General features: G+C 71.1%; 13 protein-coding genes. 10 read left to right on the top strand and 3 right to left on the bottom strand.

The features are described from left to right. Positions 1 to 75 precede the first annotated feature (75 nt). Both ACWEOZ_RS09555 and ACWEOZ_RS09550 read left to right on the top strand, forming a co-directional pair. Positions 76 to 1,350 (top strand): WXG100 family type VII secretion target, encoded by a 1,275-nt coding sequence (locus ACWEOZ_RS09555; protein WP_451910274.1) that lies wholly within the window; start codon positions 76 to 78, stop codon positions 1,348 to 1,350. Next, on the top strand, positions 1,347 to 2,189 hold the full coding sequence (locus ACWEOZ_RS09550; RefSeq protein WP_451910273.1) for a hypothetical protein: 843 nt from the start codon (positions 1,347 to 1,349) through the stop codon (positions 2,187 to 2,189). Before ACWEOZ_RS09555 ends, ACWEOZ_RS09550 begins: the two co-directional genes overlap by 4 nt. 89 nt (positions 2,190 to 2,278) lie before the next feature. Here ACWEOZ_RS09550 and ACWEOZ_RS09545 read toward each other — a convergent pair whose 3' ends face one another. Continuing rightward, positions 2,279 to 2,563 (bottom strand): hypothetical protein, encoded by a 285-nt coding sequence (locus ACWEOZ_RS09545; RefSeq protein WP_451910272.1) that lies wholly within the window; start codon positions 2,561 to 2,563, stop codon positions 2,279 to 2,281. Further along, complete coding sequence (locus ACWEOZ_RS09540) at positions 2,563 to 3,714, bottom strand: WXG100 family type VII secretion target (protein WP_451910271.1); 1,152 nt, start codon at positions 3,712 to 3,714, stop codon at positions 2,563 to 2,565. The genes ACWEOZ_RS09545 and ACWEOZ_RS09540 overlap by 1 nt, the downstream gene beginning before the upstream one ends. 168 nt (positions 3,715 to 3,882) lie before the next feature. Here ACWEOZ_RS09540 and ACWEOZ_RS09535 point away from each other — a divergent pair, with 168 nt between their 5' ends. Together ACWEOZ_RS09535 and ACWEOZ_RS09530 are read left to right on the top strand one after the other, a co-directional pair. After that, a complete protein-coding gene (locus ACWEOZ_RS09535; protein ID WP_451910270.1) occupies positions 3,883 to 4,539 on the top strand; it encodes a hypothetical protein in 657 nt (218 codons plus the stop codon). A 56-nt stretch (positions 4,540 to 4,595) separates the two neighbouring features. Beyond that, positions 4,596 to 5,645, top strand: coding sequence for a M14 family zinc carboxypeptidase (locus ACWEOZ_RS09530; protein ID WP_451910269.1), 1,050 nt, complete (start codon positions 4,596 to 4,598; stop codon positions 5,643 to 5,645). Positions 5,646 to 5,695: 50 nt separating this feature from the next. Here the strand turns inward: ACWEOZ_RS09530 and ACWEOZ_RS09525 are convergent, their stop codons facing one another. Next, entirely contained in the window at positions 5,696 to 6,226 is a 531-nt protein-coding gene (locus tag ACWEOZ_RS09525; protein WP_451910268.1) for a MaoC family dehydratase, read from the bottom strand. 738 nt (positions 6,227 to 6,964) lie between these two features. Between ACWEOZ_RS09525 and ACWEOZ_RS09520 the strand changes: the two genes are divergently transcribed. Genes ACWEOZ_RS09520 through ACWEOZ_RS09495 form a run of 6 tightly spaced genes read left to right on the top strand, consistent with a single transcriptional unit; the run spans position 6,965 to position 14,895 of the window. After that, complete coding sequence (locus tag ACWEOZ_RS09520) at positions 6,965 to 9,106, top strand: Agd3-related carbohydrate-binding protein (protein ID WP_451910267.1); 2,142 nt, start codon at positions 6,965 to 6,967, stop codon at positions 9,104 to 9,106. 27 nt (positions 9,107 to 9,133) lie between these two features. Then, a complete protein-coding gene (pelF, locus tag ACWEOZ_RS09515) occupies positions 9,134 to 10,696 on the top strand; it encodes a GT4 family glycosyltransferase PelF (RefSeq protein WP_451910266.1) in 1,563 nt (520 codons plus the stop codon). Continuing rightward, a complete protein-coding gene (locus tag ACWEOZ_RS09510; protein WP_451910265.1) occupies positions 10,693 to 12,216 on the top strand; it encodes a hypothetical protein in 1,524 nt (507 codons plus the stop codon). The genes pelF and ACWEOZ_RS09510 overlap by 4 nt, the downstream gene beginning before the upstream one ends. Positions 12,217 to 12,245: 29 nt before the next feature. Continuing rightward, positions 12,246 to 12,971: a sugar phosphate nucleotidyltransferase gene (locus tag ACWEOZ_RS09505; RefSeq protein ID WP_360815339.1), complete on the top strand. Its 726-nt coding sequence runs from the start codon at positions 12,246 to 12,248 to the stop codon at positions 12,969 to 12,971. Further along, positions 12,968 to 13,867, top strand: coding sequence for an NAD-dependent epimerase/dehydratase family protein (locus ACWEOZ_RS09500; protein WP_451910264.1), 900 nt, complete (start codon positions 12,968 to 12,970; stop codon positions 13,865 to 13,867). Before ACWEOZ_RS09505 ends, ACWEOZ_RS09500 begins: the two co-directional genes overlap by 4 nt. Further along, complete coding sequence (locus ACWEOZ_RS09495; RefSeq protein ID WP_451910263.1) at positions 13,864 to 14,895, top strand: endo alpha-1,4 polygalactosaminidase; 1,032 nt, start codon at positions 13,864 to 13,866, stop codon at positions 14,893 to 14,895. Before ACWEOZ_RS09500 ends, ACWEOZ_RS09495 begins: the two co-directional genes overlap by 4 nt. The last annotated feature ends 11 nt before the right edge of the window (positions 14,896 to 14,906 follow it).

The raw sequence follows: 14,906 nt of genomic DNA, 5'->3' as shown, positions 1-14,906 counted from the left end.
TCGGTCAGGTGTTCCCCGGTGTCACCGACTACTCTGGCGGAACTCCCGGGGGAAGGGCAGCCATGCCGAGGACCGATGGCCGATAATCCGCTGATCGCAGCGCCGTCGGCGCAGGACCCGAGCCCATGGGCGGGCGTCTGGATCGCCGAGGACATCGAGCAGATCATCTCCGGCGTGCAGAACGGCTCCTGGATCGACGGCACGCTCGGGGTGGTCGGGGCGGGACTGGACGGGCTGGCCCTGGTGTCGGATCCGGTGGGGGCGCTGCTGCAGTACGGCATCGCCTGGCTGATCGAGCATGTGAAGCCGTTGTCCGAGGCGCTGGACTGGCTGGCGGGGGATCCGGGCCAGATCGCGGCGCACGCCCAGACCTGGCGCAACGTCGCCGCCAGCTTGGGCGACGAGGCCGATGAGCTGGTGCGCTCGGTGCGCTGGGACGTCGAGGGGTGGACGGGCGCGGCCGGCAACGCGTACCGCGGTCACGCCGATCACCGCGCGGAGAACCTGCGAACCCTCGGCCTGGCGGCCGACGGGATGGCCCTGATGACCGAAGCCGCCGGAACTCTGATCGGCACCGTACGGATCATGGTCCGCGACGCCGTCGCGACCGTCGTCTCGCGGTTGATCGTCTATGCGGGCGAGCTGATCGCCACGGTGGGCCTGGCCACGCCGCTGGTGGTGGAGCAGGTGACCACGCTGTGTGCCGCGTGGGGCGCGCGCATCGCCCGCTGGCTCAAGGGCCTGATCGCCAGCCTGCGCAAGCTCGGCGACGCGATGCGCCGGCTCGGCGACCGCATCCACGACCTCAAGCTCAACCGGGCCGACGCGTCCGCGGGCAAGGGCGAGCCCGGCACCGGTGCCGGATCAACCGGGTCGTCGTCCGGCGCCGCCGTCCCGCCACCGGGACCACCGTGGCCCGTTCGCGACGACGTCCGTGGCGCCGCCCGCGGCAAGGACCTCAAGCCGCCGAACAATCGCCACACGGTGGCCGGCGCCGCGCACGGCGAGGTCAAAGGGGACAACAGCGTGATCCTGCGCGGGAGCGAGAGCCTGATCCGCGACGACATCGCGCAGATCGCCGCCGGCCGCGCCGAGTGGCTCCCCGACCTCAACCGGTACGAGATCAACGGCCGAACCTATGGCATCGAGCCGAGTGGCACCGTGTTCCCGGACTCCGGTCCTGGCATTGTGAAGCTGGACCGCAACGAGTTCGCGGCGTTGAAAGAGATCGCTCGGGCGGGAGGCGACGTGGACAGCGTGCGGGTCTTCACCCGTGACCCCCGGTACGTCAGGCATCCCGAAGCCATCGCCAAGGCGAAGTCCATCTACGACGGGACCTACCCGGAATGACCTACGACCTGCTCCTGGCCGGTGACCTGGACACAGCCCGGCTCACCGCGGCGCTCGCCGACGTGGCCTCCGTCCCGCTGGAGGCGGTGGACGTCGCCGCCGCTGACACTGAGGAGCGTGACTGGAACGCGGCTGTCCTGTGCACCTACCGAGCTGTGCAGGGCGATCTCTCCTGGTCCTTGGACGTCTACCTGGCCGTGCCCGAGCCGCCGGAGACGGCGGAGGCCGCTGACTCTCTCGCCGTGTCCTTGGGGCTGCCCGTGTTGTACCCGGCCGAACCGTTCCCGCCCAGTGCGTACTGGATGGCCCTGCCGGACGGCTCCCGGACCCGGGCCCGCGTCTACGAGCAGGACCAGCAGCAGGGCGAGACGGCCCTCGTCATCGACGCGGTGGCGAAGCCGGTCGCCTGGCTGCCGGGGATCCGCGTCGAGGCGCAGCCGGAGGTGATCCGGGAGCATCGGGTGCCGACTCCGGTCACGGCCGAGTTCGAGGCCTGGCTGGCCGGCGAGATGAGGATTCCCGAGCGGGAGGACGTGCTGCGGGCCGCATGCGGCCGGCTCGCGGCCTGGGAGGCGTTGACCGTACGGATGAAGTCGGGCTGGCCGCCGGACGGGTGGTATCCGGAGGCCTACTACCAGGAGGATCTGGCGAACCGGGACGATCTGGCCACTGACGCCGACCGTGTTCCGCCGGCGGTTCAGAGCCGCTTCACCGAGGCGCTCGCCCGGGTCGACGAAGCGTTTCGCGTCGCAACTCGTGACCGGCCGGTCGCGGCCGAGTCGCGGGGCTGGTGGCGGCGACGGGTGCCGGAGCCTGTCCCGTGGCCCAGCGCCGGCTGACCCGCCGTCGTGACGCCGGCCCTCATCGCTGCACCCATCGGGTCCGTAGGAGGTTCCGGATGCAAGCCTTCGGAGTTGCGGTTGCCGGGCTACGAGATCAGGGTGAAATTGGGGATCTTCGGCTCGCGTGCTTCGCGCGGAGCGTGGATGTCCTGGACCACGGCGCCCTCCGGGATGGGTGCCCGCGAGATGCCGATGCCCCGTAGGCAGTTGTCGCACCAGAAGTGTCCGTAGCCGATCGCGTGATCGAGGTCGCCGGTGAAGACCAGCCGCAGGGTTCTGTGACCGCAGTGAGGGCAAGCGACACCCGCGTCGCGAGGGATGGCGTCGTAGACGTCTGTGTACGCCGCCAGCCAGTCGTCGTAGGTGGCCACTACTTCCTCCTCGGTTCCGGCCGGATCGGCTGGTTGTTCCACCATTCTTCCTCGTGGTCGTAGGCGCGGTCCTCCCACAGGTCCAGTTCCGCGTCGTCGGTCGGGAAGGGCTTGCCCTGGGCCAGCTCGTCGTGATGGAACTTCTCGTGGGCCAGGGTTCGGGCCAGATCCTCCTCGCTGCGGAAACCGGCCGGGAAGAGCACGATGCTGCCGTCGGGCCGGGTGCGGCCGCACACGCCGCGGATTTTCTTGTCACCCAGCGAGATGTCCAGGGTTGACACGTCGATGCCGTACTTGGCGGCGGTGGTCTCCACCGACTCCAGTTCGAAGAACTGGATGGGTCCGGCGCCTCGTTTCTTGACCCGGCTCAGGGCGGGCTCGTCCGGAACGGCCCGCCGGCGGGTCAGGAGTTTCCTGAGCGCGTCGATCGCCTCGGTCACCGTGTCGCTCAGACCGCGCAGGCGGGCCAAGCTGCTGATGAGACCACGCAACCAGGTGGCGATCTTCGCGGCCCAGGCGGCGCACAGTGTGCTCACCTGCTCGATCACCAAGGGCGTCGCGAGCCCGAGGGTGAAGACCTCCTCCGCGGCGTACGAGATCAGCCGGGAAACCACGACGGCAATCGCGTCCCGGACCATCACCCGGACGCCGGCGATCAGCATGCCGGCGCCCTCGGTGATCCCCGCCATGGTGTCGGCAGCGCTCGCCAGGGCGCCGGCCGCGTCCCGTTGCTGTCCGGACCAGGCGCGGTAGGCGTCGGCGGCCCGCCCGCTCCAGTCAGCGGTGTCCCAGCGCACCGCCCGGTCCAGGTCAACCGATCGGTCGCGGAGCGAGGCGGCGACGTTGCGCCAGGTCTGGGCGTGTGCGGCGATCTGGCCGGGATCTCCCGCCAGCCAGTCGAGAGCCTCGGACAAGGGCTTGACGTGCTCGATGATCCAGGCGACGCCGTACTGCAGCAGCCCGCCGATCGGATCGGAGATGAAGGCCAGGGCATCCAGGCCGGCCGAGACCGCGCCGATCGTGGATTCGATCCAGCTGCCGCTCCTGATCCCGCCCAGGACGGCTTCGATGTCCTCGGCGATCCAGGCCCCGGCCCATGGGCTGACCGGGTTGTCCGCCTCTCCCGCCACGAGCGGGTTCGTGCCGGGCATGAGGCCCCCGATCCCTGTCCTGCCATCGGCGCGTGTCACTGTAGCGGCGTCCGGCCAGGAGTGGGGACAGGTCGATGGATCTTGGTGGTGCGGGAGATCTAGGCTGCCCGCATGCATAACGGGGACCTTCATCGATTCACCTGGCGCCGGCGGGCCGTAGTCGGCCTGGTGGCCCTTTCCGTCGCCGGCCTCACCGCCGCCTGCAAGACCTCCGCCGCCGATGAGCCGGCCTCCGTCGCCGGTGCCGGCTCGGCTGCCTCCAGTGCGCCGGCCGTCAAGTATTTCGGCCCGGACTCCTTCGGCAAGCTGACCATCACCATGTCCGAGAAGGACGCCCTGGCCACCGGGGAGCTGCAGGCCGAGCCCGTCTCGACCGTGCTCGGCAAGAACGTGTACTCGTTCGTCGGCGGTCCGAAGCCCGACCCCAAGCGGATGGCCGCTGACGAGAAGCTCGAGAAGGCTGTCAAGGAGGCCGACGCGGGCACCGATACTTCCGCGGCCGGTTCGGCCCGGGCCGCCAAGGCGTACGCCGATTCCACGCAGCGCATCGTGGAGCGGCTGGAGGCGTACCTCGATGCCGGGGGTGCTTCCTTCCGGGACGGCCGGCTCAGCTCCATCGCCGCGCCGGAGGGTGCCGTGACGCAGGCCGGGATCAAGCGGGGTTCGTCGGTGGCCGAGCTCAGAGCGGCCTATGACGGCAAGGGTCTCAAGAGCACTTCCAAGACCGCGTACGAGCTGCCGGTCGAGGGCCACGCCGGCTGGACCGTCCTGTTCGAGCTCAAGGACGACACGGTGCAGTACATGTCGATCGGCGAGGCCGGCTGACCCGGACGGTACGGTGGAGCGACGTTCATCGATCAACGTCGATCAGGGGAACCTGGATGAAGTCGCTCACCGTCGCCGTGACCGCTGTCCTGCTCAGCACCACTCTGTTCGCCGTTCCGGCCCGGGCCGGCACCCCCGCGCCGACCGCACCGGTCAGTGCGATGGAGGTGCCGGCCCCGCTCATCCCGGCGCGGCCCAGCCCGGACGACGTCCGCCGCTCCCTCGCGCGCATCGCCCGGGACAGTGCCGGCCGGGTCCGGCTCGGCGTCATCGGCCGCAGCAACGAGGGCCGGGCGCTGCGCCTGGCCAGCGTCGGGCACGGCCCCACGCGGCTGCTCTACGTCACCCAGCAGCACGGCGACGAGCCGCTGGGCACGCCGGCCGCCGTACGCCTGTTGTGGTCTCTCGGCGTGCCCCGCACGGCCTGGCACCGCTGGCTGCTGAGCCGGGTCACGATCGACGTCGTGGTCCAGGCCAACCCCGACGGCGCGGTACGCGACCAGCGCTACAACCACGACCCGGCCGCCACCGGTGACTACACCGAGCCGGGCGTCGGGTACGACATCAACCGCTTCCACAACCCGCTCACGCCCATCGCGGACAACCCGGTGCCCGAGTCCCGCGCGATCCTGCGGCTGTGGCAGGCCACCCGGCCCCAGGTCGTCGTCGACTACCACATGCAGGGCCGCTACCGGCAGCCCGACGGCCGGGAGACGACCGCGTCGATCCTGTGGCCGACCAATCCGCTGGCCCCGGCTCCGGCGGTCACCGCGGGGCGCCGGCTAGCGGTCGTCAACGATGCCGCGATGACGCGGGTGGCCGGGGCTGACGTGACGCGCTATCCCGGTGGCGACTACGAGGGCATCGCGCGCAACGCGTACGGGATTCTGGGCAGTGCGTCGCTGCTGGTCGAGCTCTCCGATCTGCCCGCCGAGCATGTGGAGTTCCAGATCCGCACCGCGTTCGTGTCGATGATCGCCACTGCGCAGGCTGCGGCGGACGGATCGCTGCGGCGGGCCGATCCGGCCCGGGCGGACGCCATCCCGGCCCGCGGCCCCGCCCTGCCGGGCGTCAGGCCCCCGCTGTCCCGTGTCGACGCCGCCTGACCCGGTCTGAACCCACCGCCGGCCCGGCTTGGGCGGGCCGCCGGTGGGACTCAGCTGTAGAACGCCAGGACCTGGTCGGCGACGCAGGCCGGCTTGGTCTGTCCCTCGACCTCGGCCGTGATCCGGATGGCCGCCAGCGCCGACCCGGCCATCCGCCGCGAGCTGAGCAGGGTCGCGGTGCCGCGCAGCCGGGAGCCCACCGGCACCGGCGCCCGGAAGCGGACGCGGTCGAAGCCCACGTTGATCGCCCGGGTCACGTCGCGGACCTGGACGATCTCGGTGATGAACGCCGTGCACAGCGACAGCGTCAGCGCGCCGTGCGCGACCGTCCCGCCGAACGGGCCTTCCTTCGCGGCCCGTTCCGGATCGACGTGGATCCACTGGTGGTCGCCGGTCAGGCCGGCGAACGTGTCGATCCGGGCCTGGTCGATCAGCTGCCAGCCGGAGGTGCCGAGCTCGTCGTGCGCGAGCAGGTCGTCGATGCTGTCGAAGGCGGTCACCCGGCCAGTGTGACCGATCAGGGTGACGGGTACGCCCTCGGCGGCCTTGCCGAAGCCCCTCAGGGACTCCTCGGTGGTCATGCCGATGCCACCGCAGATCGAAGCGGGCGGCGGAGGAGGCCCGGGCGGTGCCCGGCCGGTACCGGTACGCACGCCAGAGCGGCGAGCAGATGGTGCGGCGGCATCGGGGTCTCCGCTTTTCCGGGATTTGAGCGTACGACGCCAGGTCGCGGCAGTTACCGGTCAGTTAACGTAACGGGAATGCATTCTCGGGCGCTCATGAACGGCCGGGGCGCGATTCGGCGGGCCGATTCCGTGTTTTGTGGAGGTCGGGGTTCGTCAATGGTCGCCGCGCCGTCGTGTGACCGGAAAAGCCTGTCCCAACGGTGGATACGGCCATGGTCCGATCGACCTCGAAACCCGTGAATTTTCGGTGGCTGATCACCCCTAGTTGATCACCGCAGGCGTGGAAGACCCCCCGCGGGCCATGATCCACTACGCCGCGTCGCGCTTCCGCTACGTGTCTGGTTTAATACGCCTTCATTAAGATCACTTAAGGGAATGCCCATGTCAGTCGATGCTTAACAGTTCAGTCAGCAATGTAGACCGACGTGAAAACAGCGCCCGGAAATTGCGGGCGCTAGCACTCCTACGTGGACCGGTCAACGGCTGAACCGGGTCAGCCACGGGACATCGAATGTCCCGCCGATCGTTGCTACCGTCCATCGTGGCTTCATCGCGGGCCACCTCCGGGATCGCTCTGTGTCAATTTCCTTTAACGGCATCTGTGCTGATCCTTCCCTGCTCTGGAGGTCTTGGATGGTCCCCACTCGTCCCGCGCGCCGTCGATCGACGCGCATCGCCCTCGTCGCGACGGCTGTCGTGACAGTGCTGCTCGGCGCCTCGAGCCCGGCCGCCGCCCAGGCGGCCGGCGCGCTCGGCAAGCCCACCGGGCAACCGCCGAACGTGCCCGGTCTGGCCCAGGTCGCGCGCCCCACCGAGGCGCGCCCCGCCCCGCTGCCCAAGCGCACCGGCAGCGTCAAGGTCGTCAAGCCGGCCAAGCCGGCCCGGGCCGCCGCCGCGGCGGCCGGTCTCAACGACCAGGTCGCCCTGCGCGCGCTGGTCATCGGCACCGACGCCAACGACTTCGGCGTCGCCACCTGGAAGACCACATTGGACCGCGTCGGCGCCTCCTACGACGTGCTCTACGACGCCACCACGCCGCTGACCACCGGCACCCTCGTGCGTCCCGACGGCGTCGGCCGCTACAACGCGATCCTGCTCACCAACAGCATGCAGGTGTACGAGTCCAACGGCAGCTACCTCAGCGGCCTCGACCCCGCGGAGTGGAACATCCTGTGGGCGTACGAGCGCAACTTCGGGGTCCGGCAGGCCGCCCTCTACACCAGCTACGGCACCTGGCCCGAGAACTACTGCCTCACCTCCAACGGTGAGACCGGCGTCGGCAGCACCCCGATCAACCTGTCGCTCACCGCGACCGGCGCGGGCGTCTTCGACTACCTGAAGAGCACCGCCCAGATCCCGCTGGTGCAGTCGTACGTCTACCGCACCGCGATCACCCCGGGCTGCGGCGCCGAGGCCACCATCACCAACGGCTCTGACGTGCTCGGTGTGCGCACCACCTCCACCGACGGCCGCGAGCGGCTCGCGCTGACCTTCACCTCGAACCAGTACCTGACGCACTCCGACCTGCTGGTCTACGGCATGCTGCGGTGGGCCAGCAAGGGCATGTTCCTCGGTGAGCAGCGCCACCACCTCAACGTCGACATCGACGACTGGTTCAACACCTCGGACCACTACTACCCGGACGGCCACGTCGAGTACACGCCGGGCTTCCAGGTCAGCGGGCACGACACCGTCAACCTCGACAACCAGCAGACCGCGCTGCGCGCCGCGCACCCGCAGGCCGCCGGCTTCAAGCTCAACGTGGCGTTCAACGGCGCCGACATCGACCCGTTCGCCGGCAGCGCGTGCAGCCCGAACGGCGGCGTCAACGAGCTGACCGCCACGACCAAGTGCCTCAAGGACAACTTCCGGTGGATCAACCACACCCTGAACCACCCGGAGCTGAACAACACCAGCTACGCCACCACGTACCAGGAGATCAACGACAACCGGGCCGCCGGCACCGCGATCGGGCTGTCCGTGCCGGACAGCGTGCTCAAGACGCCGGAGTATTCGGGCCTGGGTGTCTACAACCCCAACCCGAACGACGACACCAGCCCGCCGGTCGACCACGGCCTCACCGGTTCCAACCCGGAGCTGCTGCGCGCGGCCAAGGACCTGAACATCAAGTACCTGCACGGCAACATGTCGTTCGCCAGCCACGTGCCGGCCAACCTCAACGCCGCCAAGGTGCACCCGATGGAGCCGAGCATCTCGGTGGTGCCGGACTGGCCGACGAACGTCGCCTACTTCGTCACCACGCCGCAGGAGGAGACCGCGTTCTACAACTCCTTCTACGGCCCGAACGGCCGCTTCCCGTACTGGCCGCAGAACCTGACCTACGAGCAGATCATCGACTACGAGGCCGGCGTGGCCCTCGGGCACGTGTCGTCGGGCGCCATCTACTCGCACACCTTCCACATCGGCAACGTCCGGGACTACGGCGCCGGCAAGACGCTGCTCACGGACTGGATCGACGCCGTGATGACCAAGTACGAGGGGTTCTACTCCGTACCGCTGCTCAACCAGGACTGGCCGACGCTGGCGGCGTACACCTCGACCCGGACCGCGCACTTCGCGCAGCTCGGCGCCGGCGTGGACCCCGTCTACGACCGGTCCACCGGCAGCATCACGGTCACCTCGCCGGCCGCCGGCACCGTGCAGATCAGCGGCGCCCAGGGCACCGGAGCCAGCACGTACGGCACCGATGTGACGACGACGCTCGCCCTCGCGGCGAACACCGCCGTCACGGTCACCGCGGTCCCGCACCTGTGACGAGCAGGACCTGGTAGAGGAGGGCCGGTGAAGATCGCGCTGGTGTCGGAGGGCACCTACCCGTACGCGATGGGCGGCGTCAGCGTCTGGTGCGAGCAGCTCATCAAGGGCATGCCCGACTACCGCTGGGATGTCGTCGCGCTCACCGTCGACGGCGCCGAGCAGTCGGTCTTCCCGGCCCCCACCAACCTCGGCCAGGTCCACTCGATCCCGCTGTGGGGTGCGCGGCCGCCCGGCCGCCGCTCCCGGCGGGGCCGGGGCCGCCGGCCCGGCGCCACCTTCACCGAGTCGTACGAGGTGTTCCTGCGGGCGCTCGTCACCCCGCTGGAAGCCACCCGTTCCGAGCAGAGCGCCGTCAGCCGCAGCATGTTCCTGCTCGCTCTGCGCGGCATGTTCGAGTACGCCAGCGACGGCGGCGACCTGAGCGGGGCGCTGCTGTCCAACCAGGCTCTGACGATGATGCTCGACGCCTGGCGTGATCTGCGCGTCGACGAGATCGGGCCGGCGCCCACGGTGGCCGACGCCGTCGAGGCGGCCTGGCTCATCGAGCACATGCTGCGCCCGCTGAGCGCCACCCCGGTCCAGGCCGACATCGTGCACTCCTCGATGAACGGGCTGGCCACGCTCGTCGGCATGACCGCCAAGTGGAAGCACGGCACCCCGCTGGTCATGTCCGAGCACGGCATCTACCTGCGCGAGCGCTACATCGCCCACCTGCACGACGACGCGTCGCACCCGGTGCGGGTGCTGGTGCTGAGCTTCTTCCGGCAGCTGGCCGGGGCCGCGTACCTGATCACCGACGTGCTCGCCCCCCACTCCATGTACAACCGGCGCTGGCAGCTGCACAACGGCGCCGACCCGGAACGCATGTGGACCATGTACAACGGCGTCGAGCCCGAGGAGTTCCCGGCCGCCACCAGCGAGCCCGAGCTGCCCACCATCTCGTACATGGGCCGGGTCGACCCGCTCAAGGACCTGCACACGCTGATCCGGGCGTTCGCGCTGGTCCGCGCCGAGATCCCGGAGGCGCGGCTGCGCATCTTCGGCGGCACCCCGGCGGTCAACCGGATCTATCACGAGAGCTGCGAGCGGCTCATCGAGGAGCTCGGCCTCACCGGCGCCGCGGTGCTGGAGGGCCGGGTCGGCAACGCCGTGGACGCGTACCACGCGGGCAGCATCGTCGCGCTGACCAGCATCTCCGAGGGCTTCCCGTACACGGTGGTGGAGGCCATGGCGTGCGGGCGCCCGACCGTGTGCACCAACGTCGGCGGGGTCGCGGAAGCGGTGGGGGACACCGGCTTCGTCGTTCCGCCCCGCGACTACGCGGCCGTGGCCGAGGCGTGCGTCAAGCTGTTGCGCGACAACGAGATGCGCCGCCGGCTCGGCATCATGGCCCGCGCCCGGGTGCTCGAGCACTTCACCCTGCGACGCTCGCTGGAGATGTACCGCAACGTCTACGAAGGGCTGGCCACCCCGCTCAAGGCGTCCCCGCCGCCGCGGCACCTGCGCGGCCAGGCCCAGGGCCGGGTGGCCGTCCCGGCGCAGCGCGCCGCCGAGCAGCAGCTGCAGCTGGACGGTGAATCCCGGTGAGCCTGGACAGCGAGCTCGATCCGAACCGGCAGCGGCTCGGCTCGATCATGGCGGCCGCCGCGAAGAACCGCGCGGCCGGGCCGGGCGAGCACACCGTGCTGCTGCCCAAGATCTCCACGGATCCGCTGGACGACCTGGTGGAACGGGTACGCCCCCAGCTCGGTCAGGCGGTCGACTCGCTGCACGTGGCCGCCGCGCTCGAAGCCGACGGGCTGACCGACCGTAGCGCCCGCGTCGAGTACGGCTACCACGACGTCTTCGCCCTGGCCACCGAGGTGTTCCGCCGGCTCGGCCCGCAGCTGCCCAAGCCCCGCGAAGCGACCGCCCGCGACCCCGGAGCCTGGCGGGAGAGCCTGCGCCTGATCGCCCATGGGCCGCTGTACGTGCTGCCGAGCACCGCGTTCCCGGCGGTGCTGGCGATCGTCGGGCGGCGCTCGCTGGTGCTGGGCCTGGTCCTGGCCAGCACGCTGGGCTGGGTGTGGGCCGGTGCCGCCGCGCACGGGGCGTACCGGATGCTCGGTCTCGGCCGGCCCCGTTCCGCCGCCCGGATCCTCACCGTCGCCGCCGCGGGGGCGCCGGTTGCCGGCGCCCTGGCCGGCGCCGCGCTGGTCCGGCTCACCGGCGGCGGGCCGGCCCTGGTCGTCATGATCACCTGCCTGGTGGCGTACCAGCTCACCAGCACCGTCCTGGTCTTCTACCGCCGCGAACGGTGGCTGGCCCTGGCCATGACGCCGGCCTTCCTGGCCGGCTCGGCCTACCTGGTCCTCGGGTCCGGGCTCACGGCCTGGTCGGCCGGGGTGGCGGCGGGGTGCGTGCTCGCCGCCTTCTCGATCGCGGTGCTGCTCGCGGTCCACCACGGCCACGTGGCAGCCGTCCGGGAGCCCTCGCTGCGGGTCGCGCTACGACCGGAGGTGCCGGCTCTGATCGGGGTGAGCGCGTACGGGCTGTGCTCAGCGGCGCTGCTGCTGCACGCCGAGGCGCCCTATCTGCTGGGCCGGCTCGACATCGCCATCGCCGCCGCGCCGCTGATCCTGACCATGGGCGTGGTCGAGTGGCGGGCGGAACGGTTCCGGCCGCAGGCGGTCGCCCTCGTGCGGCGGGTCGAGCGACCCCGGGAGTTCGTCCGCGGCGTGTGGTTGCTGCTGGCCCGGGAGGTCGCGATCTGCCTGCTGGCGCCCGCGCTCCCGGCGGCGGCGATGGTGGCAGTGCTGTTCCGGACCGGCCTGTTGTCCGGCGCGGGGGTCGTCATGACGGCGGCCCACGTCGCGCTCGGCGGCGCGTACCTGCTGGCCTTCCTGCTTGCGGGGCGCGAGCGCTTCGGCTGGCTGTGCGCCTCGATGCTCGCCGCGATCACCGTCCACGTCGGCCTGGGCGCGCTGCTCGGTGCCGCGCCGCTGCTGGACCGCCCCGGCTCCGCGCTGGTGGACACCTCGCTCTACCTGGGCAGCGTGCTGCTGCTCCAGGCGCTCTTCGTGCTCGGCCTGGCCCCGATCCTCGGCCAGGCCCGGCACTACCGGTAGTTCCGACACGTGGGGAAGGCAGGTCAGCGATGCACGCAGTGATCCTTGCCGGCGGCAAAGGCGTCCGGCTGCGGCCGTACACGACGGCGTTGCCCAAGCCGCTGATGCCGATCGGTGACAACCATTCGATCCTGCAGATCGTGCTGGATCAGCTCGCGTCGTTCGGCTTCACGTCAGTGACGCTGGCGATCAACCATCTCGGCCCGCTGATCAGGGCGTTCGTCGGGGACGGGGCGCGCTGGGGGCTGCGCATCGACTACGTCGAGGAGAACGTGCCGCTGTCCACCATCGGCCCGCTGTTCGGCATCAAGCACACGCTGCCCGAGCACTTCCTGGTGATGAACGGCGACATCCTGACCGACCTCGACTACGCCGCGCTGCTCACCGAGCACATGCTCGGCGGCAGCTCGCTGACGGTGGCCACCGCCGCGCAGACCCACAAGATCGACTTCGGGGTGCTGGACGTGGAGGAGGGCCGCATCGTCGGCTTCCGGGAGAAGCCGGTGCTCAGTTATCCGGTGAGCATGGGGGTCTACGGCATGTCCCGCAAGGCGCTCACGCCGTACCCTCCGGGTCTGCCGTTCGGCTTCGACCAGCTGGTGCTCGACCTGCTGGACCGCGGTGACCACCCGGCCACCTACGCCTTCGACGGCTTCTGGCTCGACATCGGCCGGCCCGAGGACTACGACGAGGCCAACCGCACCTGCGACACCCTGCTGCCGATCCTGCTCCCGCGCTCCAAGGAACCCGTATGAGTCAGCGGGTCGTCCTGTTCGGGGCCTCCGGTTTCATCGGCGGGCACGTGCGCGCCGCGCTGGAGGCCGATCCGGAGATCAGCGCGGTCATCTGCCCCGGCCGCCGGGACCACGACCTGATCGACGGCGACCACCGCGGCCTGGTCCGGGTCGTCCTCGACGCCGCGCCCACCGCGATCGTCAGCTGCGTGGGCCGCCTCGGCGGCACCGACTCCGAGCTCATCCGGGGCAACACCCTGGTCGCGACCAAGCTGCTGGAAGCGGTCGCCGCGGCCCGGCCCGGCGTGCGGCTGGTCCGGCTCGGCTCCGCCGGGGAGTACGGCGTGGTCGCGCACGGGCACGCCGTCACCGAGGACGACCCGCTGCAGCCGGTGGCCGCGTACGGCGTCAGCCACCTCGCCGGAACCCGGCTGTTCCAGCTCGCCGGGGAAGGCGGTCTGGTCGACGCGGTGTCGCTGCGCGTGTTCAACCCGATCGGCCCCGGGATGTCGGCGGAGAACATGCTCGGTCGCGCCGCCGATCGGATCCGCGCGGCGCTGGCCACCGGGGCCGGGGAGATCACCATGGGGCCGCTGTCGGCGTACCGGGACTTCGTCGACGTCCGCGACCTCGCGGCGATGGTCCTGGCCGTGCTGCGCCCGCCGCAGCTGCGGCACCGGGTCTTCAACGTGGGCAGCGGCCGCGCCGTCCGCTCCCGGGACGCCGTGCAGCTGCTGGCCGAGACGGCCGGCTACCGGGGCGAGATCCGCGAGCAGGGCGCCGGTCCGGAGCGGTCGGCCGCGGTGGACTGGATCCAGGCGGACGTGCGCCGGGCCCGCGAGGAGCTGGGCTGGGTGCCGGCCCGCGACCTGGCCACCTCGATCAAGGACATCTGGGCGGCCGGTGAGGCCGGATGACCCGCCGGCGGCGCGGGTTCGTGCTCGCGGCCGTGCTCGTGGTGGCGGCGCTGGTGGTCAGCGGCATCCTGGTGACCCGTACCGGGACAGACCGTGCACCGACAGCGGCCGGCTCCCCGACGCCCGCGGCCTCCTCGCCGCCGAGTTCCTCGCCGCCGGCCTCCGCTCCCGCGGCCTCCGTCGCGCCCCTGCCGCTGCCGTCGAAGTCCGGGCCGGGACGGATCTCCAGCTGGGCCTACCAGCTGCAGGGGTACGCCGGGGGACGGCTCGACCGCATCGCCGCCGGGCCCTACCAGCTCGCCGTGGTCGACCTGGCCCGCGACGCGCACGCCGACTACTTCCGGGCCGACGAGATCCGCACCGTCAAGCGGACCGGCAAGCGGGTGCTCGCCTACTTCGAGATCGGCAGCATCGAGGACTTCCGGCCGGAGTATCCGGCGCTGCGCCGCGACGCCGCCGACCTGATCGCCAACGAGTGGACGGACTGGCCGGGCGAGTACTTCGTCCGCTACTGGGACGAACGCTGGTGGGCCCGGGTCGTCCGGGGCCGGGTCGACCAGGCCCTGCGGGCCGGCTTCGACGGGGTCTACCTCGACACCCCGCTGGCCTACGAGCAGATCGGCCCCGGCTACGCCCAGGGCCGCGACCGGGCGGCGCTGGGCCGCGAGATGGCCGCGCTCATCGCGCGGATCAGCGCGTACGCCAAAGCCCGGCAGCCGGGTTTCCTGATCGTCCCGCAGAACTCGCCCGAGCTGCGCCGCCACCCCGGCTACACGGCGGCGATCGACGGCATCGCGATGGAGGAGCTGTTCTTCCTGGCCACCGACGAGCCGTGCACGCAGGACTGGTGCGCGGAGAACCTCGCCGACACCCGGGCGCTGCGCGACGCGGGCAAGTTCGTGCTCAGCGTCGACTACGCCACCCGGCCCGCCGACATCCGCTCGGCGTGCGGCCGGTACCGCACCGAACGTTTCGCCGGCACGGTCACCGTGCTCGAACTCGACCGGCTCACCCCACCCTGCTCCTGAACCTGCATCGG

It is taken from the genome of Actinoplanes sp. NPDC004185, assembly GCF_053603475.1.
The sequence above is the reverse complement of the archived record's forward strand: the minus strand, read 5'-3'. Positions and strand labels throughout refer to the sequence as shown.